The sequence below is a fragment of the Bacteroides sp. GD17 genome, from assembly GCF_038448625.1.
Taxonomy (GTDB): Bacteria; Bacteroidota; Bacteroidia; order Bacteroidales; family Bacteroidaceae; genus Bacteroides.
Genome location: NZ_JBCEZS010000001.1, coordinates 882605 through 904364 on the forward strand (window position 1 = coordinate 882605; position 21760 = coordinate 904364).

Genomic DNA, 21760 nt, shown 5'->3' on the forward strand with positions numbered 1-21760 from the left:
CTTATTTTTAAGGATATGAATAGATTATTTAGACGTACTAAGTCGATTTTTGTAATTTTGTTGACAATAGTACATGTCATAGGTTGTTCGGAAAAAGAGCAACTTCCTCAGAAAAAGTGTGTATTTGCTTTTTATTATAATTGGTATGGTAATACTGAATTTAATGGAAAAGAAGTACATTGGGAACATGGCGTGATAAAGAATGCTGGTTATAAAGGTGTTGCCGATGAAATCAAAGGAAAAGATAATCTTGCGACCAATTTTTATCCGGAACTGAAAAATTACAGCAGTACTGACCCTGCGATAATTGCACGTCACATGGATATGATGACAAAGGCTAAGATCGATGTGGTAGTTGTTACTTGGTGGGGAGCGAATGATTTTGGCTCTCCTGCTTTACCGGTATTGTTCGATGAGGCTGCAAAACATGACATGAAAGTTTGTTTCCACATAGAACCTTATGGGGGACGTGGTGCAGAGAGCCTTCGTGCAAATATTGCAGATTTGACAAAGCAGTTCGGTTCGCACCCGGCATTTTACCGTATGGATGGAAAGCCTTGCTTCTTTATCTATGACTCTTATCTGACTCCTGCTTCCGAATGGGCTCGTATCTGCCATCCGGAAGGTGACCTCACTATCCGTGGAACAGAATTGGACTCTAAGATTATAGGTCTGTGGGTAAAGGATAAAGAACAGGATTATTTTCTGGAGTCCGGTCTCGATGGTTTCTATACCTACTTTGCCGCTACCGGATTTACTTACGGTTCTACTCCGGCCAACTGGAAAGGTATGCAGGAGTGGGCTGTTCGGAATGAAAAGATTTTCGTTCCTTGTGTGGGTCCCGGTTATATCGATACCAGAGTACGTCCTTGGAATACGGCAACTACGCGTGATCGTGAGGATGGGAAATATTATACAGATATGTTTCAGGCAGCAATGGAAACCGGAACGCCCTACATTGGTATCACTTCGTTTAACGAGTGGCATGAGGGAACCCAGATAGAATCGGCCGTGCCTTTCAAGAGCGATGGTTTTGAGTATCTCGACTATTCTCCACTTGCACCTGACTATTATTTAACCCGTACAGCAGAATTAGTATCAACATGGAAATGAATAAGGTAAAGAGAATATTGGTTCTTACTTCCATCCTATTTTTTACTTGCCACTTTTGTATGGCAGGTGGAAATCGTGATTACGTAGAATATGTAAACCCATTGATGGGTTCGCAATCTGTGCATTCCTTTTCTACCGGTAATACTTACCCAGCTATAGCTACTCCTTGGGGAATGAATTTCTGGACTCCACAGACCGGAAAGATGGGAGACGGATGGGCTTATACCTATACCGATACTAAAATCAGGGGGTTCAAACAGACCCATCAGCCTTCACCTTGGATTAATGATTACGGTCAGTTTGCGGTGATGCCTATGGTGGGACGGCCGGAATTTGATGAAGAACGTCGTGCCAGCTGGTTCGGGCATAAAGCTGAAACAGCAAAACCCTATTATTATAGTGTTTATTTGGCAGAACATGATGTGGTGGCTGAGATCGCTCCTTCAGATAGAGCAGCGGCTTTTCGCTTTACTTATCCGGAGCATGATTGCTCATATGTTGTAATTGATGCCTACGATAAAGGGTCATATATCAAAGTTGAACCGGAACAAAAAAGAATAGTCGGCTATTCTACCCGCAATAGTGGCGGGGTGCCCGATAATTTCCGTAACTGGTTTGTGCTAGAGTTTGAACGTGATTTTGAGTTTGTGAACACTGTGGCCGAAAATACGGCTTTCGGGACATTGGAGCAGAACGGCAACCATGTGGGTGCTATTGTTGGTTTCAAAACATGCAAGGGTGAGCAGATTCAAATGAAGGTGGCTTCTTCGTTCATCAGTCTGGAACAGGCGCTGTTAAATTTGCAAGAGGTGAAGGGGCGTACTTTCGATCAAGTCTGTCAGACTGCGAAGGACAAATGGAATGATGTGTTGGGTCGTGTTGAAGTAAGTGGTGGTACAGATGATGAGTTGAAAACCTTTTATACCTGTTTGTATCGTTCCACTTTGTTTCCCCGGAAGTTCTATGAATTGAATGAGCAGGGAGAAGCTTATCATTATAGTCCTTATAATGGTAAGGTGCTGCCTGGATATATGTATACGGATACAGGTTTTTGGGATACCTTTCGCTGCCTTTTTCCGTTGTTGAATCTGATATATCCTTCAGTCAATAAGGAAATTCAGGAAGGGCTGCTCAATGTTTATAAAGAGAGTGGCTTTTATCCAGAATGGGCAAGTCCCGGTCATAGGGACTGCATGGTGGGGAATAACTCTGCCTCGGTGATTGCAGATGCTTATCTGAAAGGCGTAAAGGTTGATGATGTGGAGACTCTTTATGAAGGGTTGACAGCTACTGCCAATAAGGAGCATCCGACGGTAAAGTCTACCGGACGTTGGGGGTGTGAATACTATAACCGTTTGGGCTATGTGCCCTACAATGTGGGGATCCGGGAGAATGCTGCACGTACACTTGAGTATGCCTATGATGATTGGTGCATTTACCGTTTGGCAAAAGCCTTGGGGCGTCCTCAATCTGAGATTGATTTATACGCAAAGCGTGCTATGAATTATAAGAACCTTTTTGATACGGAGACTTCTCTGATGCGAGGTCGTAATGAAGACGGTCGCTTTTCAATACCGTTCTCTCCTTTCAAATGGGGCGATGCTTTCACGGAAGGGAATGCATGGCACTATACTTGGTCTGTATTTCATGATCCTCAGGGATTGATAGACCTTATGGGCGGGAAACATAAGCTTGTCTCCATGCTGGATTCAGTATTTATAGTTCCGCCAGTTTTTGATGAAAGTTATTATGGTAGCGTTATCCATGAAATACGGGAGATGCAAGTGATGAATATGGGTAACTATGCCCATGGCAACCAGCCGGTACAGCATATGATTTATTTGTATAATTATGCCGGGGCACCTTGGAAAGCGCAAATGTGGCTTCGTCAAGTGATGAATAAGTTCTATGCACCTACTCCTGATGGCTATTGTGGGGATGAAGATAATGGACAGACTTCTGCTTGGTATGTCTTTTCGGCTCTTGGATTTTATCCGGTATGTCCCGGTTCAGGTCAGTATGTGTTGGGAACTCCCCTTTTTCGTAAGGCTGTGATTCATTTGGAGAATGGAGAAGATGTAACAATCAATGCTCCGGAAAGTAGTATGACTAATTGCTATATTGATGAATTAAAGATTGACGGTAAGAAATACAGGAAGAATTATTTGGAGCATAATAAGATGATTCAAGGTATGAGGATGGATTATCGTATGTCTGCTCAGCCTGATATGGAGAGAGGTACAGCGGATTCGGATGCTCCCTATTCATTTTCGTTGGAAAAGAAATAAGGTTTAAAGGATAATATTGTTTTCAGAATTGCATGTATTGAGATGATTTGGCTCTTTTTTTCTGTATGGGGAAGGAAAGAGCCAATCTTTTTGCTTTACATTCTGATGGATGGTGCAAGTTCCCGTTTTGTTCGGCACCGAGAAGGAAGTGCTTCCCCGGTGTCGGAGGTGGGGCTCTCCGGTGGCAAGCCCTTCGTTGCCCGGTGGCGAAGAAGTACTTGCTCTGAGATGTATCTGGAGCAGGATTAAAAAGATAAACAATACTTGATTGAAAGCTTACATCCTTTTTCAATTTTTAGATTCCGACATGTTTTTACTCTATATGGTATAAGTGTAGAGTAGATGAATGTTTCTTTTTGTTCATAATAAGATTGTCTATCTTTTAAAAAAATAGTCTATTGTGTTACGTGCTGTGTTTCTCTATTTTTGTACTTGTTAAAAGGAACGCGTTATAACGACTTTAATGATACATAGTTTGCTTAATTTTTAAATCTTATTTTATGAAATGTTTTAATTGTATGAAGCGAAACAAATTTCTATATTTGTTTTGTTTAGCATGGGTTTTATCCGTTATACCTATGTTTGCTCAAAACATGAGTGTCAAAGGGTATGTGTTTGATAAAACAACTGGTGAACCTTTGATTGGAGCAACAGTCCTTCAAAAGGGAACACAAAATGGTGTTGTAACTGATGTTGATGGTAATTTTGTGCTGACTCTTCCAGTAAATGGAACTTTGGTGGTAAATTACATCGGCTACGAATCAAAGGAAGTTAAAGTAACTTCTGCTGCAAAGAGACTAAAAATTGCAATGGAGGAAAATTCTCTAGTTTTGGATGAAGTCGTTGCAATTGGTTACGGCTCTGCGAAGAAGAAAGACTTGACTGGCTCTATCGCCTCTATTAGATTAGAGGATTCTCCTCGTATGACGCTTCCTAATATGAACGTGCTGGATGCCCTGAAAGGTCAGTTACCAGGTTTTGATATTGGTACAGTGACCAATGCTGGTGGTAATCCGAGTATAAATATTCGCGGTCAAAACTCAATTAAAGCTTCTAATGATCCTTTGCTGGTGGTTGATGGAGTTGTTTTTGTGGGAAGCTGGAATGAATTGAATCCGAATGATATTGCTTCTGTAGATGTGCTGAAAGATGCAAGTTCCTCGGCAGTTTATGGTTCAAGAGCTGCCAACGGTGTGATTTTGGTGACTACTAAGCGCGGTAAGTCGGGTAAGCCAAGCGTGCGTTTTGGTGCGACTGTAGGGTTTCAAACTCCGACTACAGTACCGGATATGCTTTCTCCAGAAGGTTTTCTTCAATTGAAAAAAGATTTGAATATCATGAATGGAGCCTCTGAGGCTGATTTAACTTTGGAAAATATGTTGACTCCTTACGAGTATTCTGCTTACCAAGAAGGTAATATCATTGACTGGTATGATGAGTGTGTTGACATGGGACTGTCCCAAGACTATCAAGTGAGTGTGTCTGGCGGAACGGATAAAATGAATTACTATATATCTGGGCAGTTCTTGGATCAGAAAGGTGTTATGTATAATGATAAGTTCAAAAAGTTCTCTGTGACTTCCAAAGTTGAATCTCAAATTACTGATTGGCTCAAAATTGGTTTGAACCTGTCTGTTATTAATAAAAATGCAGATGGTGTCTCTGCTGATATGCGAAATGCAATTAATAATACCCCTTACGGATACAAATACGTACGTTTTGAAGGCTTTGAAAATCAGATGGAGCGCTCACCGCAGGGACATACCACTACCATCAATCCGCTATGGCAGACAACCCAGTTCAATGAGGACAGAAATCAAAACTATCGCAGCATGACATTTGCGCGGATTGATATGCCTTGGGTGAAAGGCCTTTCTTATACTTTTGACTATTCGTTGAATCGTTGGGAAGGACATTCTGCTAATTTTCAAGATGAACGTTATTTCATGAATACTTTGAATGAAAGAGACCTATATGACCAAACTAAGTACTTGGTGGATGCCAATGGTTATAAATCTCATTCAACGCGTACTGACTGGTTTATGAATCATTTGGTGAATTATAGTCGTACATTTGGTGACCATTCTGTAGATGCTACTTTGCTGGCTGAACGCCAAAGGCAAACTACTACTTCTTCTAGGTTGAGTGCTAAGGATTTCTCTGCAGCTGGTACTACTACTTTGGGAATAAATGCACTAGAGTTGGGGGATCCTACAAAAAGAGGAGTGGATACAGGTAAAAGTGTGCTGTCGCAGTTGGCTTATATGGCACGTGTGAATTATGCATTGAAGCAGCGTTATCACTTGTCTGCTTCTGTACGCCGCGATGGTTATTCAGGTTTTGCTGAAGGAAATAAATATGGTAACTTTTTCTCAGCGGCAGGTGCGTGGACGATTAGTAATGAGAACTTCTTCAAAGATAATGTGAAGTTAATTAACTACTTGAAAATGAGATTGTCTTATGGGCAAAATGGTAATCCTTCTGTGGGGTCTTACTCTACTTTCTCACGTATGGGATCAGGTTATTATCTGTTTGGCGATCAAACCGCCAATACATCGGCTTCCAGCGGCTTAGCTAATAAGGATTTAGCATGGGAGAGAACGGGGTCTTGGAATGTGGGATTTGACTTCTCAATGTTTAAAGATCGTCTGAGTGGTAATGTGGATTATTATAATTCCAAAACAGTAGATTTGTTGCTAGATCGCGCTATTCCTATCATGAATGGTTTCCAAAATGTGTCGGATAATATTGGTGAGGTGAAGAACTGGGGATTAGAATTCTCTTTAAGATCCATTAATATTGAAACGAAAGACTTCTCTTGGTCTACGGGGGTTAACTTCTGGATGAATCGCAATAAAGTTATCTCTCTTTATGGACTGGATAGTAATGGAGATGGCATAGAAGATGATGATATTGCCAATAACCTTTTCATCGGTAAGTCATTGGGAGCAGTTTATACATTTGTCTTTGATGGTATTATTCAAGAAGATGATACTGAATATATGTCGGTTTATGGTGGTGTTCCCGGTGATGTCAAGTTCAAAGATTTGAATGGAGATGGTTCGATTGATGCCAATAACGATCGTAAGATTGTGGGCTACACTAAACCGAACTTTACGATGACTATGTCTAATACGTTCACTTATAAAAACTTTGAGCTTTATTTCTTATTGAATTGGATTGCTGGAGGTGGTAAGGATAATTATTACATTGCCAATAATATCTATGCCAATTATGTTGGCACATTTGGTGGTGGTGGTGCAGCAAATTGGTTGGACAAAGAGTATTGGATGCCTGAACATCCTTCCAATAAGGTGCCTCGTCCGAATTATAAAAACCCTTACAATTATCAATTTCCGAAACGTCATGACTTTTTACGCTTGCAAGACATTTCTTTGGCTTATACTTTTGACAAAAGTTTGCTGAGCAAAACTCCAATTCAGAATTTAAAGGTATATATGGCTGCGAAGAATTTACTGACATTCACTTCTTGGGAGGGACAAGATCCTGAAACAGGTCAAGCTTATGCACATGGGGATCCTGCTATGCGTAATATTACCGTGGGAGTAGAAGTTGTATTTTAATCATAAAAATATTTAACATGAAAAAGATAGCATATTTGGCATTCGCATTTTGTACATTGTGTGCTTGCAACGATAGTGATTTTTTGAAAGAAGAGGCAGACGATTTCTTGACGGTAGATAATTCTTATTTGAATGCAGCTCAATTCAGAACAGGTTTAAATGAATTCTATCGGGTAGCTCGTCAAAATTATAATTTTACAGATGACCCTGCGTACTTCTTTCATTTTGGTTCCGGAACGGATGTAATGTTCCGTCAAAATTCAGACACTGAACTTTTTACGGACTGGGGATATGTAAATTCGGTTACGGATATATTTCGTATTGTGTATGGCCGTCATTATGGCATGCTTTATAATATAAATACTTTGCTTAAACAAACTGAAAATCCGAATGTCAGATGGAGCAATGAAGAGGAAAAATTAGCAGTACAGGCTGAAGCTCGTTTTTTTAGAGGATATTGCTACCGTTATTTAGGTTGTTTGTTTGGTGGGGTCCCTATAATAGTAGCTCCTGTGGAATCTCCTTCACTTGCTTATACGCGTGATTCACGGGAAGACGTATATAAACAAAGCATCTCAGATTTTGAATTTGCAGCTCAGCATCTTCCTACTTCTGTAACAGAACCGGGTAAAATTGTGAAAGCGGCTGCATATCACTATTTGAGTGAGATGTATATTGCTCTTGGTGATGAAACCGGCGATAAGAGTATGTATCAAAAAGGAATTGATGCAGCTTCTATGGTTATCGATCAAAAGGTGGGGGAATATCATTTAATGATGGAACGTTTCGGATGGCGCAAGGACGTGGAAGGTAAGGATGCCTTTTGGGATTTGTTCCAAATGAAGAATTTGGATGGTTTTTCTAACTTTAGTTATCAGACAGGTAATAAGGAATCCATTTGGGTTATTCAGGTTGATAAATTTGCACAGGGTGGCTTGAACGATTACCTTAATACTCGTACTGATCAAGAACGTGTATTTTGGCCGGCTTTTTGGGGCACTACGAAGTTTGGTTATGATGGTCAGGCGCGTGACTGGACAGGACGTGGAGTTGCTTGGTTGCGTGCAACTAATTACTTCTTGTATCAATTGTGGGGAAAATCCGGTACAGAGGATCAACGTAATGCGGAATTTAACATTAATCGCATATTTAGAGCGCCGAAACCGATTGTTGATGGTGTTGAAGTAGATGATCCTACTAAGGTTTATGAAACACCAGTTACTCTGGCAGATGGTACGAATATTACAGTAAAGTTACATCCTGGAGATATTATTCGGAAAGAATGGTTGACAACTCGTAATGATACAATGGAGCGTTTTTGGCCGCGTATTATGAAATGTGGTTCAGACTGGCATTATGCAGCCGAGCCTTCTAACGGTTTTGTTATGGAATGGTATGCAATCCGTATGGCTGAAACATATTTGTTGAGAGCCGAAGCTTATTTGAAGAATGGTAATAAAGAATTAGCAGCAGCTGATATTAATGTAGTGAGGGCTCGTGCAAAGGCAAAGCCAGTAGTGGCGGCTGATATCGATATTGACTATTTACTGGATGAAAGAGCTCGCGAACTTTATGCCGAAGAATTTCGTACTCTCACTCTATGCCGCATGGGCTTGCTTTACGATAGAACCAAACGGTTTGGTTATGAAGCATCTGCCAGAACGGTGGGTGAGAAGAATAATCTCTGTCCAATTCCACAATCAGTAATTGATGCGAATTCTCAGGCAGAATTTCCACAAAATCCAGGATATTAAAATTATGTTGGATATAGGTATTAGTTTTATTAAATAACGATTAATTGGCGAGTAGACCTTGGGCTATTGTCGTATGTTCATTGTCTTCTTGCCAATTATTCTTATTGAACTACCATAATAAATTAGAAAATTTTGAAGATTTTATATTCTCTTTATTATCCTTGTTGTCTATATTCATTAAGTAATAAGAAAAGAGGGGATAAATAAATTTTTTCTATTTCCCTTTTGAGTAAGAATTTGTAGATGATAGATGTATGCAGTAACGGTAATAAGAAGATTATGAAAATAGTGAATGGTTTCTTTTGTTAACCTATAACCCGAAGAATAAAATAGATTATTTGTTTGGTTATCCTAAAGAACATTGGAAATTGATTGCATCAAAAGTTGAAGTTGTATCTTTGTCGCATCACTTTCCGATTTTTTCAGAAATAGAATTAGTCTTTTAATATTGATTATCATGAATAATAGATGTATTGCTCTGTGGAGCTTTTTATTGCTAAATTTTTCTTCTTTTGCACAAATTATAAAGTTGGCAGACCAGGACTGGATGTTGGAAACAGAAACCATGTCTTATCGTATTGGAATACGCGGTGGACGATTGAATACTTTTTATTATGGGCCTAAAGTGGAAGGAGAAGAAAAATCCACTGCTCGTTGGAATGAGTTTCCAGAGGTTCCGGTTCGTGGGGTAGGTGCTTGGAACAGTCCATTAGTTGAAGCTGTTTTCAAAGATAATGTGCGTGATTTGGATTTGAAATATCATTCTTCGGAATTACTGAAGGATGAGGGATATGATGTCTTACGTATTTTGTTGAAAGACTCTCACTATCCTTTGTCAGTTTATGCTTGCTATAGAGTGTTGCCCAATCATAATCTGATGGAGAAGTGGCTTGAGGTCGCTAACATAGGAAAACGTGATGATATATTAATTGAAAATCTGCAATCGGGGGCAATGTGGTTGCCGGCTTCTTTATATGAGTTGACTCACCTATCCGGTTCTTTGGGTAATGAGTTTCAGCCTCAGACAACTTTATTGACTCAAGGTGTTAAAACCATTCAGTCTAGAGATTTTAAGTCTTATGGTTCTTCTTATTTTGCTGTTCGTCCACGAGGAGAACACGATGAGTTTTCGGGTAGTGTATGGTTTGGACAATTATTGTATAGCGGTACATGGCGAATGGATTTTGAACGACTATCTGATGGAGCTTTGCAGATTTCCGGTGGTATTAGGTTTTGGGATAGCTGGTTGAATCTTACTCCAGGGGAATCGTTTGTTACACCCAAAATCTGTTTTGGATATACTCAAAACGGGACTTCTGAAGTATCTCAGATTTTTGCTTCTTATACAAGAGAAGTTCTTCAGCAAGGAAGCAAACACCGTCCGGTAATCTATAATAGTTGGTATGCTACAGGCTTTGATGTGAATGAAGACCAACAGCTTGCCATAGCTAAAGTTGCTAAAGAAATAGGCGTTGAAATGTTTGTGATAGATGATGGCTGGTTTAAAGGTCGCGTAAACGATAGAGGGGGATTAGGGGACTGGACTGTTGACAAAAACAAATTTCCGAATGGGTTGAAACCATTGATTAAGAAGATTAATGATATGGGTATGGATTTTGGTATTTGGGTTGAACCTGAGATGGTTAATCCGGACAGTGATTTATACCGTGCTCATCCAGATTGGATTTTCTATTTCCCTAATCGTCCTAAAACATTAGGACGTAACCAGTCTATGCTGAATTTAGCGCGTGAGGATGTTTTTCAGTATTTATATAAATCTCTTTCTACTCTTCTGAGAGAGCATAACATAAAATACCTTAAGTGGGATATGAACAGGCATTTGACAGAACCTGGATGGCCTTCTGCTCCTACAAAGAAGCAACGTGAGGTTCGTATTCGATATACTGAAAATCTGTATAGACTTGTTGATGAGTTGAAAAAGGAATTTCCTAATGTCTTATTTGAAACGTGTTCAAGTGGAGGAGGAAGGGTTGATTTAGGCATGCTTTCTCGTATGGATGTTGCTTGGGCTAGTGATAATATCGACCCATTGGATCGTATTTATATTCAATATGGTTATTTGAGTGCTTTCCCGGCTAATTCAATGGTTAGTTGGACAGGAGGTGAGAATTGGCATGATATGAATTATTCGTTGAATTTTCGTTTTGATGTTGCAATGAGTGGAGTATTAGGTATTGGGAATAATATAATTTCATGGAAATCGGATGAAATTGCAATCGCAAAGGAGAAAATTGCTTTGTATAAAGAGATTCGTCCTTTGGTACATAATGGTATTTTGTATAGGTTGGCATCTCCGTTTGAGTCAACTCATTCAATATTGGAATATGTAAGTCCTGGAGGAGAAGAGGCTGTAGTCTTTTGCTATAATGTTTCAGAAAAGATTGATGTGAGTACTCGTTGTCCTATTGAAAAAAAACGTTTGTGCTTTAAAGGACTTAATCCTGATGGAATTTATCAAGTGGACAATAGTGACAAGAAATATAGTGGTAGTTATCTGATGAATACCGGTATTGACTACTCTTTGCATGGCATTTGCAAAAGTAAAATTATACGTGTGAAATTATTAAAGTAGAATTTTGTTATGAGAATATTGAATAGTATTGTTTTCTGTTTTTTAAGTATGTTGCTGGCTCATGCCGGAAATACTAAACAAGTTTTCCATTCTCCCGACAGCTCTGTAGGGCTTTCGGTGTATTCGGTGAATGGACAGTTGAAATACGAAGTTTCCTACAAAGGGAAGCCGGTCATTTTAGAATCGAATCTTGGCATTGATGGATGGAAAGAAAACATGGAAATAGAGCGTATTGATTCTGTTTCCGTCAATCAAGACTGGTATCCGGTTTATGGAGAGCGTTCGGTAATAAATGATTGCTATAAGGGGTATACTTATACATTGAAGGGTAAGGGCCGGGGTGATAGGCTCGCTTTAATTGTCAGAATTTACAATTCGGGTGTTGGTTTCAGATATAAATATTTGCATGGTTCTTATTTACGTATTAGTGACGAACTGACAACTTTTACTGTACCGGAAAACACCTACTGCTGGTTTGCGCCTTTTGCTCAGGCAGAACATAAGCGTATGTTGGTTAAGGACTGGCCAGGTGAGGCTGAGCGGCCATTAACCCTTCAGTTGGAAAATGGACTTTATGCAAGCTTGGCTGAGGCTGAAATGGTCGATTATAGTAGAACCAAGTTTGTGGTGCGTAAGGGTGAGAGTAATGTGATACGTTGCAAGATGTATGATGCTGTTGAAGATATAGCTCCGTTTGAAACTCCTTGGAGGGTTGTTATGATTGCTGAAAGCCCCAAGGACTTAATTAATAATAATGACTTGATTCTGAATCTGAATAAGCCTTGCCAGATAGAAGATACGGAGTGGATTAAGCCAGGGCGCATTATTCGTACCGTTTCCCTCACTACGGATGGAGCTAAGAAAGTAGTGGATTTTGCAGCTAAAAGAGGATTGAACTACATCCATTTTGATTCGGGCTGGTATGGCTCTGAAATTTCTAAAGAGTCGGATCCCAGGAAATCGGATGTGGATCCGCAGCGCTGTCCGGTCAATGATTTGGATATGCCTGAAGTGGTTAGATATGCAAAGAGCAAAGGTGTAGGGGTCTGGGTATATGTCAATCAGCGTGCTTTGTCTGCCTATTTGGACGAGATATTACCATTGTATGAATCTTGGGGGATAGCAGGTATTAAGTTCGGATTCGTACATGTCGGTTCGTTCAGATGGACAACATGGTTGCATGATGCGGTAAAGAAGTGTGCAAAGCATCATTTGATGGTGGATATTCATGATGAATACAGACCTACAGGATTCAGTCGTACTTATCCTAATCTTCTGACTCAGGAAGGCGTCAGAGGTAATGAGGAGTTCCCTGATGGTGTAAATAACACGACTTTGCCCTTTACCCGGTTCCTTTGCGGAGCTGCGGATGCTACGGTTTGCTATTATCATCGCAAAGAGTTGAAACCAGGGTTGGCAAAGAGCTTGAATGCACGTTCGTTACTGAATACTGCTTGTCATCAAATGGCATTGTCTGTTATAAACTATAGCCCTTTACAGTTCTTGTATTGGTACGATACTCCGGAAGATATTAAGGATGAACCTGAACTGTTTTTCTTTGACAATCTGCCTACTACTTGGGATGACTCTAAAACGCTTGATGGTGCTATTGGTGAATATATAACGATGGCCCGTAAAAAAGACGGTGTTTGGTATGTGGGATGTCTTACTAACAATGATGCAAGGAAACTGAATGTCGCTCTTGACTTTTTGGATAAAGATAAAAAATATGAGTTGACAATGTTTACCGATGGGGGAGAGAAAGTGAAGACAAGAACACATGTAGCCATAGATACGAAAAAAGTGACGGCCAAAACTACCTTGAAACTGTCTCTCTTGCCTCGTGGTGGTGTGGCTATGATCATCAAAGAACTTAAAGAATAGTTTTTCTATGAAAAAATATGTTTTAGGAGGTCTGCTTGTTCTGTTATGTTCATGTACTTCTCATCCTAAGTTTGAAGTAGAACCCTTGTTGCGCTATTGTGAAGGGCAGATAGAGAAAAGTTTGAGTAGCTTGGATGACACTACCCAAATGCCGCGTAATATATTGCCAGACAAGGGCGAGCATAAGTGGAATTGTACATCTATCTACGATTGGACAAGTGGCTTTTGGCCTGGAATACTTTGGTATGCGTATGAGTATTCGCACGATGTAGAGATTAAGAAACAAGCAGAACGCTATTCTTCAGCTTTATATCCGGTACTTAATCGTAGACCGGACAATCATGATTTGGGGTTTATGATGTATTGCAGCTTGGGTAACGCTTATAGACTGACGGGTGAACAAAAATATAAAGAGATGCTACTTCGAGCTGCCGATTCATTGGCTATTTTGTTTGATGAGCGGGTAGGCACGATTCATTCGTGGCCAGGAATGAGACAACAAAAAGGATGGCCGCATAACACAATCATTGATAATATGCTGAATCTGGAACTGCTGTTTTGGGCTGCCAGAAACGGAGGTAATAAAGAACTGTATGACATTGCTTTCAGTCATGCGAAAGTTACTGCAGGTAATCAGTTCAGGGACGATTACAGTACATGCCATGTAGTGGTATATGACACGATTAGCGGAAAAAGAATCAGCCAACTGACTCATCAAGGATATGCGGATGAGTCTCTATGGGCACGTGGGCAAGCGTGGGCAATCTACGGTTTTACCATGTGCTATAGGGAGACAGGAAACACGGCTTTTCTTGAAATAGCCCAAAAGGCGACGGATACTTATCTGCAAAGGCTTCCAATAGATTATGTCCCTTATTGGGACTTTGATGCACCTGGTATTCCCGAGGAGCCAAAAGACGCTTCGGCAGCTGCGGTGGTGGCTTCGGGATTGCTTGAATTGAGCTCCTATATCAAAGATAAAGAAAAGGCTGACCGCTACTTTGATGCTGCCATAAGAATGTTGGAAACTTTATCATCTCCAGCCTATTTGAGCGGAGAGGTGAACAATGCTTTCCTGCTTCATTCCACCGGGCATAAACCTCATGGCTCAGAGATAGATGCTTCGATAATCTATGCCGATTATTATTATATAGAGGCGTTGATTCGGTTGAATAGAATTAACAATAATTGTAAGGTGGTTGAATGATGAAAAACAGATTTTTTTTGCTGATAGGCTTATTTCTTGTGCAAACGGTTTTTGCCCAACAAAATGCAGATTTTTATTTTTATTCTCAAGAAGACTTGAATAACATCAAGTCTTCTTCGAGAACTGAATGGGGGAAAAAAATCTTGGATAGGCTTGATGAGACGATTATAGCAAGAGAAAAGCACTCGTTGGAAATACCGACTTTGGAAGGAGGACATGGACATCACTATTTCTGTCCGGTTCATAATACTCAATTCGTGTTTGATTGGGACAGTCCTAAAGAACATTATTGTACCGTATGTAAAAAGAAGTGGAGCGGAGTAGATAGATATGACTGGGCTTGGGTAAATTTTGTTCATGCTGCCAATTTAGACTACTTGAAAGCTAATATGTATTTATATTTAGCAACAGATAAAAAACGGTATGCCCGTAATATAACATCTATGTTGTTGGATTTATCCCGGAAATACCCTGCTTATAAAATACATGATAGGGAAAGGAAATATAATCCTGGGACAAGTGGCAAACTGTTTTCTCAGAGTTTAGATGAGGCAGTTTGGGCGATAGATGCAGCTCGTGCTTATTTGGTGGCTTCAAAAGTAATGACAGTGGAAGAACAGCGGCAGATTGAGAACGGTTTTTTGCGTCCTTGTGCAGAACTGTTGATGGCAAGCCGTGACAAGGGTAATTGGCAAGTGTGGCATAATGGAGGAATTATGGCATTAGGCGTTGCCCTAAAGAGTGATTCTATAATCGATGTTGCCTTGAATAAACCAGTGTTGGGGTATTATGATATGCAGAAATATCATGTATATGATGATGGTTGGTGGAATGAAGGTTCCGTAGTGTATCATTTTTATCCGTTGCGAGCTATTCTGCTATCTGCTGAGGCCGTAAGGTGTCGTCATATTGATTTGTATGACCCGAAGGTTGTTAATATGTTTTTGTCGCCTGTGCAGATGCTTTATTCAGACTTGATGTTTCCTTCGCAAAATGATGGTTGGTATGGGACTACTTTGTTCGATCAAACAGGCTTATACGAGATTGTTGCTTTGCGTACCGGCAATCGTCAGATGACGGATATTTTAGCAGCATGTTATAAAAAGATAGAAAGAAGATCACCGGAGGCGTTGATAAACGGGATGGATTTGAAATCGCATGATGGAGGTGTTTCTTTGACCAGTCACTTGTTTCCGAATTTGGGAGTTGGCATATTACGCTTTCGGGATAAAGCAGTTGTGCTGAAAAACGGGCCGAGCGGTGGACTGCATGGGCATCCTGACAAGCTGTCGATAAGTATTCACGACGGTCGCAAAGAAATTTTACCAGACTTGGGAACTACGGCATACGGAGTACCAGATTGTTATGCTTGGTATCAGAAGACGATTTCACACAATACGGTGACGGTTGACAAGAAAAATCAGAAAGCTACTGAGGGAGAGATTACTTTGTTTGAACCAACTTCTGACGGAGGAAGTATAAAAGCCGTTTCTGACAGTGCCTATGCGGGGGTGAGGATGTGTAGGAGTTTATCGTTAGATGGATTGGTCCTGACAGATCGTTTTACTTGTGAGTCGGAGGATGAACATGTGTACGATTATACTTTGATATTGCGTGATTCTATAGCTCTTCCTGCTGCACGACGTGATACATTACCCGAATATGAACGTATTTCAAGTGTAAGTAAAAGTAGGGGGAAGGGAAGTTGTTCTTTTGAGTTACGTGATGGGACAGAATTGATATTGAATGTCCAAGTGCCTTATGAATTGTATACGGGAGTGGCACCGGGTATTCCTCCCAAAGGGTTGAAGCCAGGCGAGGATGTTTATCCTTTAATTATTCGGATTAAAGGGAAGAAAATGGATATTGAGACTATTTGGAAATTGGTTGATTGATTTAAATGATGTAGATTTATGGAACAAGAGTATCTTTTCAAAAAAAATATCTTAAAGATTTGTGTTGTTGCATTGCTGGTCTGGGGGGATGTGCTGGGTGTAAGAGGGCACAATAGTGTTACGGTTGATACGTTGGCCAATGGAATTTATCGTTTGTCTATCGGTGTACCGGATAAATTTACTCCTTATGATTTTTGCCCGAAGGAACCTAAGTATGATGCACTGGATGAGCTTGCTGCTGGGGAACTCCCTTTTATGTTGGAGGATATTGACATGAGGGTAACAGGACGTGGAAGTCGTGTGTGTATACCTTTACAAGATGGCGAACAGCTCTATGGCTTTGGACTTCAGATTGGTTCGTTTCAGCAACGGGGATTGAAGAAAAAGCCTATTGTGAATGACCATCCTCTGAATACATTGGGTTATACACATGCTCCGCAACCGTTCTATGTGTCGAGTAAAGGATATGGAATTTTGGTTAATACTTTGCGATATACGACCTTTTACTGTGGTACTCATACCGAAAAACATGTTCAGAAGGAGTCTTTTTCTCCTACTGGCGATGTGAAAACTTCTACTGAAGAACTTTATGCTAATAAAAAATCTGGGAGCTATGTATATGTTGATATTCCAAATTGTGATGGGGTAGAAGTGTTCATTTTTAAGGCTTCCGATTTAAAGGGAGCTGTTCAGAAATACAACTTGTTTTCTGGCGGTGGATGTTTGCCTCCTATGTGGGGACTTGGTTTTAAGTACCGTACTAAGACGGATTTCACACAAGAGGGCGTAATGCGGGTACAGGCCTATTTCAGAGATAAGAAAATACCTTGCGATGTGATTGGACTGGAACCGGGTTGGCATACGGCTGCCTATTCTTGTTCCTATGTTTGGAATAAAGAACGTTATCTGGATCATCATTCTATGTTGAAAGTCTTGAATGAAAATCATTATAAAGTAAACTTGTGGGAACATGCTTATGTGCATCCTACTTCACCGTTGTGGAAACCGTTGAAAGATTATTCAGGTGATTTTTTGGTATGGGGTGGATTGGTACCGGACTTTGCTTTGCCGGAGACGAGAACTCGCTTTTCTGATTATCATAAACAATTAATGCGTGAAGGTATATCAGGCTTTAAGCTTGATGAATGTGATAATTCGGATATTTCTGTTGGGAATGCTACTTGGGGGTTTCCTGAAATGAGTACTTTCCCTTCAGGGATGGATGGTGAACAAGTGCATCAAGCATTTGGTATGCTTTATTTGCGGACATTGAATGAAATGTATGCGAACGAAAATATACGTACTTTTCAAGATTATCGTTCTTCGGGATTATTCGCTTCTTCCATTCCCGCTTCGTTGTATAGTGATATTTATGGGTATAAAGATTATATTGAGATGGTCTGTAATTCGGCTTTCGGAGGATTGCTGTGGTCACCCGAAGTAAGGCAATCCGGGTCAAAGGCTGAATTTTTCCGTCGTTTACAAGTTGTGCTTTTGTCTGCTCATGCAGTCGTTGACAGTTGGTTCTTGCAAAATCCCCCTTGGCTACAGTATGATAAAGACAAAAACAATGCCGGTGTCTTCTTGACAGACAGTCTTGAAATGGAGAATATCACACGTAAACAGGTGAATCAACGTATGCGTTTATTGCCTTATTTATATAATGCGTTTGCTCATTACTGTATGGAAGGTATCCCTCCTTTCCGTCCTTTGTTAATGGATTTCTCAGAAGATGTTAAAGTACAGAATATTACGAATCAGTATATGATGGGAGATAACTTAATGGTGACCCCATTATTGGATGATACTGGCAAAAGAACTGTTTATTTCCCTAAGGGGACTTGGTATAATTTTAACACAAACGAACGCTATGAGGGTGGCGGTGAACATGAAGTGACCATAGCAATGGATGAGATGCCCTTGTTTGTAAAGGGAGGAACTATTTTGCCATTGGCTAAACCTTTGCAATATGTAGCCGACAATTCTGTTTTTGATATTGTATGCCATGTTTATGGGGATGCTTCGGAAACGGCTTTTACCTTGTTCGAGGATGATGGTGTGAGCTATGATTTCGAGAGAAAGAACAGTTATAACTGGTTATTTCTAGAGGTGAAAAATGGAAAGGGTAAGTGCAAGCGTAAAGGTGCTTACAAAGGCAAACGATACAATGTGTCTGAATGGGTATTTGTAAAATAATGGGTGAAATGATATGGAACGTGTAATTACTCTTTGCAATCGTAACGGTTTGATGGCTCGTTTTACGAATTATGGAGCGCGTTGGTTGGCTATGTTTGTTCCTGACAGACAGGGAAATTTAAAAGATGTCTTGCTGGGATTTGATGATTTGGCTAGCTATAAAGAGGCTCATGAACAGTACTATGGAGCTATTATCGGACGTGTTTGTGGGCGCATAAGGAATGCAGGTTTCAATCTTGGAGGCAATTATTATAAGTTAGCTGCCAATGATGTCTATGGCAAGCCTGAACCTAACCATCTGCATGGTGGTTTTAAAGGATTCCATTGTTGCCGTTGGGATGCTTCGGCAGGCATAAACCGGAAAGGGGAACAAACTGTTCTATTTACCCGTTTGTCTCCTAATGGGGAGGAGGGCTATCCAGGTAATTTGAAGGTATCTGTTCGATATACATTGACCGATAATGATTCGTTGGAAATAGAGTGTAGGGCAGTGACGGATTGCTTGACTCCCATAAATTTGACGAATCATGCCTTTTTTAATCTAACTGGTGTACAGAAGCGTGAGAATATTTTGTCTCATAGACTCCAGATATGTTCTGCCCAACTTATCGACTGTGATGATAATTTGCTTCCTACCGGGGAAATTATTTCCTTGGAAGGAACAGTCCTTGATTTTAGAAAAGGACGAACCGTTTCGGAAGCTTTGGCTACGGACTATCTAAACATCAGGCAACAGAAAGGTTTTTCATTGGCTTACGTATTGAGTAATGGCGGAGACAGCTCGTTGGCTGCAGAATTATATGAAGAAAGTAGTGGGCGAAAATTATCTATTTATACTAATCAACCCTCTTTGCAAGTATATACGGGGTATATGATGGATGGTTCTGATGTAGGAAAGAATGGTATACCTTATTTTAGCAGTGCCGGAATTGCTTTGGAACCCCAAGGGTATCCTGATGCAGTACATTGGGCGAATTTTCCATCTATACTTTTGGATGTGGGAGAGGAATATACATTTAAGGCTGTATATCGGTTTACGGTAGATTAGGGCTATTTAAAATACAGTGATTAACCTATGAAGAATATTTTTAGAATAAAGAATTCATCATTGTTGCTTTTTTATGTTTTTCTGTTTGTATCATCATCTGTTATGGCTGATGGCGTGGAAGAACCTGCATGGCAAGTAATAAATAGAAAGTTTGGGGACTGTTCAAAAAATGTCCGTTTAAAGTTGACGGATTGTCTAGATGGAAAGGACTGTTTCTCGGTGGAAGCTTCAGAAGGTGTGTTGACAATTGAAGGGAGTAGCCAAGTTGCCTTGTGCTATGCTTTTCGACGTTATATGCAAGAAGCTTGCGGCTCCATGGTCACTTGGGGTGGGAGTCATGTCGTGCAGCCTGAGGTGTGGCCCGATTATCGTCTGTCACTTCAGACCACGCCCTATGGTCTTCGCTATTTTCTGAATGTTTGTACTTATGGATATACGGCTCCTTTCTGGGGATGGGAACGTTGGGAGCAGGAAATTGATTGGATGGCACTTCATGGGGTAAACTTTCCGTTAGCAACAGTGGCGGCCGAGGTTATAGCAGAGCGTGTATGGCTGCGTTTGGGATTAGACAAGGAAGAAGTACAGTCTTTTTTTACGGCACCGGCCCATTTGCCTTGGCACCGTATGGGAAATCTGAATTCTTGGGATGGAGGGCTGACAGATAATTGGCAAAAGGAACAAATCAAATTGCAACATCAAATATTAGAGAGAATGCGTGAGCTGGATATGCACCCCATAGCTCCGGCTTTTGCAGGATTCGTCCCGATGGCTTTTGTTGAAAAACATCCTGAGATAAAGTTCAATCATTTGAAATGGGGCGGTTTTGGTGAAGACTATAATGCGTATGTGTTACCTCCTGACTCCCCCTTTTTCGTGGAAATAGGTAAAATGTTCATCGAGGAGTGGGAGAAAGAATTCGGGAAAAACAAATATTACTTGTCAGACAGCTTTAACGAGATGGAACTTCCAGTTGACAAAGACGACAAAGAGGGGAAAAACAGACTACTCGCACAATATGGTGAAACGATATACAACTCGATTGCAGCAGGAAATCCTGATGCGGTATGGGTGACTCAAGGATGGACTTTTGGCTATCAACGCTCTTTTTGGGATAAAGCAGGTTTGAGCGCACTGTTGAGTCGTGTGCCTGACAACAAGATGATTATTATAGATTTAGGCAACGATTTCCCGAAATGGGTATGGAAAACGGAACAGACCTGGAAAAGGCATGGAGGGTTTTATGGCAAGAAATGGATTTTCAGTTATGTGCCCAATTTTGGTGGAAAGAATATATTGACTGGAGAATTGGATATGTATGCATCTGCGCCTGTGGAGGCTTTGCATGCTGAGTGTGGAAAAGATTTGGTGGGATTTGGGTCGGCTCCAGAGGGACTTGAAAACAATGAAGTGGTATATGAACTGCTTGCTGATGCAGGTTGGAGTGATGTTGCGATAGATTTGGATATATGGTTGGAGCGTTATTGCAAGGCTCGCTACGGTGGATATCCGGATAATATGTCTAAAGCTTGGAATCTGTTAAGAAAGAGTACGTATGGGTCTTTCTATGCCTATCCTCGCTTTACGTGGCAAACGGTTGTTCCTGATAGTATCAGAGAGACCAAGGTGGCTATGAAGGATGATTTCTATCAGGCGGTAGAACTCTTTCTGAATTGTTCGGAAAGTTTGCGACAATCTGAATTGTATAGGAACGATGCCATCGAATTTGCTGCGTTCTATTTGGGTGCCAAGGCTGATTTGCTATATGTCAAGGCTCTTGAAATAAAAAAGAAGGGGGATAAAACGGAGGCGGATAGAAAATTGGCGCAAACTGTTTCGTTGTTACTGAATGCCGATCGTTTGCTTTTGTCACATCCTCTGCATCGGTTGGACAGATGGATTGGGCTGGCAAGGGATTGTGGTGTGTCTGCTATGGACTGTGAACGTTATGAGATGAATGCCAAGCGCTTGATTACGACGTGGGGAGGAAGACAAGAAGACTACGCTGCTCGTGTGTGGTCAGGTCTGATAAAGGACTATTATATACCTCGCCTACAACTTTATTTCTCGGGTAAAGGCTTGGGAGAATGGGAAGAAAGCTGGATTGTGGCTCCTTGGACTAATACAACAAAGGCTTTCGATGAACCGTTGGAAGCGGCGGTACGATTGGTGAAAGAGGCTGCTGCTATTTTTTGATTTTG

The 21760-nt window shown here is 40.7% G+C and carries 11 protein-coding genes; all 11 read left to right on the plus strand.

The annotated features are described in order from the left end of the window. Positions 1-15: 15 nt before the first annotated feature. The 11 genes from AAE250_RS03005 (at position 16) to AAE250_RS03055 (ending at position 21755) form a co-directional block, all read left to right on the plus strand. On the plus strand, positions 16-1113 hold the full coding sequence (locus AAE250_RS03005) for a glycoside hydrolase family 99 protein (RefSeq protein WP_342288672.1): 1098 nt from the start codon (positions 16-18) through the stop codon (positions 1111-1113). 59 nt (positions 1114-1172) lie between these two features. Continuing rightward, entirely contained in the window at positions 1173-3401 is a 2229-nt protein-coding gene (locus AAE250_RS03010; RefSeq protein ID WP_446715721.1) for a GH92 family glycosyl hydrolase, read from the plus strand. A 518-nt stretch (positions 3402-3919) separates the two neighbouring features. Then, entirely contained in the window at positions 3920-6985 is a 3066-nt protein-coding gene (locus tag AAE250_RS03015; RefSeq protein WP_342288674.1) for a SusC/RagA family TonB-linked outer membrane protein, read from the plus strand. A 17-nt stretch (positions 6986-7002) separates the two neighbouring features. Beyond that, the gene (locus AAE250_RS03020) at positions 7003-8739 is read left to right on the plus strand and encodes a RagB/SusD family nutrient uptake outer membrane protein (protein ID WP_342288675.1); all 1737 of its coding nucleotides are present in this window, start codon (positions 7003-7005) and stop codon (positions 8737-8739) included. A 457-nt stretch (positions 8740-9196) separates the two neighbouring features. Then, the gene (locus AAE250_RS03025) at positions 9197-11332 is read left to right on the plus strand and encodes an alpha-galactosidase (protein WP_342288676.1); all 2136 of its coding nucleotides are present in this window, start codon (positions 9197-9199) and stop codon (positions 11330-11332) included. A gap of 9 nt (positions 11333-11341) precedes the next feature. Next, a complete protein-coding gene (locus tag AAE250_RS03030; RefSeq protein WP_342288677.1) occupies positions 11342-13216 on the plus strand; it encodes a glycoside hydrolase family 97 protein in 1875 nt (624 codons plus the stop codon). Positions 13217-13223: 7 nt separating this feature from the next. Next, positions 13224-14423, plus strand: coding sequence for a glycoside hydrolase family 88 protein (locus AAE250_RS03035; protein ID WP_342288678.1), 1200 nt, complete (start codon positions 13224-13226; stop codon positions 14421-14423). Further along, positions 14420-16318 carry an alginate lyase family protein gene (locus AAE250_RS03040; protein ID WP_342288679.1) on the plus strand — a complete coding sequence of 633 codons (1899 nt, stop codon included), beginning with the start codon at positions 14420-14422 and terminating at the stop codon, positions 16316-16318. The genes AAE250_RS03035 and AAE250_RS03040 overlap by 4 nt, the downstream gene beginning before the upstream one ends. Positions 16319-16336: 18 nt before the next feature. Next, positions 16337-18514 (plus strand): glycoside hydrolase family 31 protein, encoded by a 2178-nt coding sequence (locus AAE250_RS03045; protein WP_342288680.1) that lies wholly within the window; start codon positions 16337-16339, stop codon positions 18512-18514. A gap of 13 nt (positions 18515-18527) precedes the next feature. Next, positions 18528-19562, plus strand: a complete 1035-nt coding sequence (locus tag AAE250_RS03050) for an aldose epimerase family protein (RefSeq protein ID WP_342288681.1) — start codon at positions 18528-18530, stop codon at positions 19560-19562. A 27-nt stretch (positions 19563-19589) separates the two neighbouring features. Beyond that, on the plus strand, positions 19590-21755 hold the full coding sequence (locus tag AAE250_RS03055) for an alpha-N-acetylglucosaminidase TIM-barrel domain-containing protein (protein WP_446715716.1): 2166 nt from the start codon (positions 19590-19592) through the stop codon (positions 21753-21755). Positions 21756-21760: the final 5 nt, after the last annotated feature.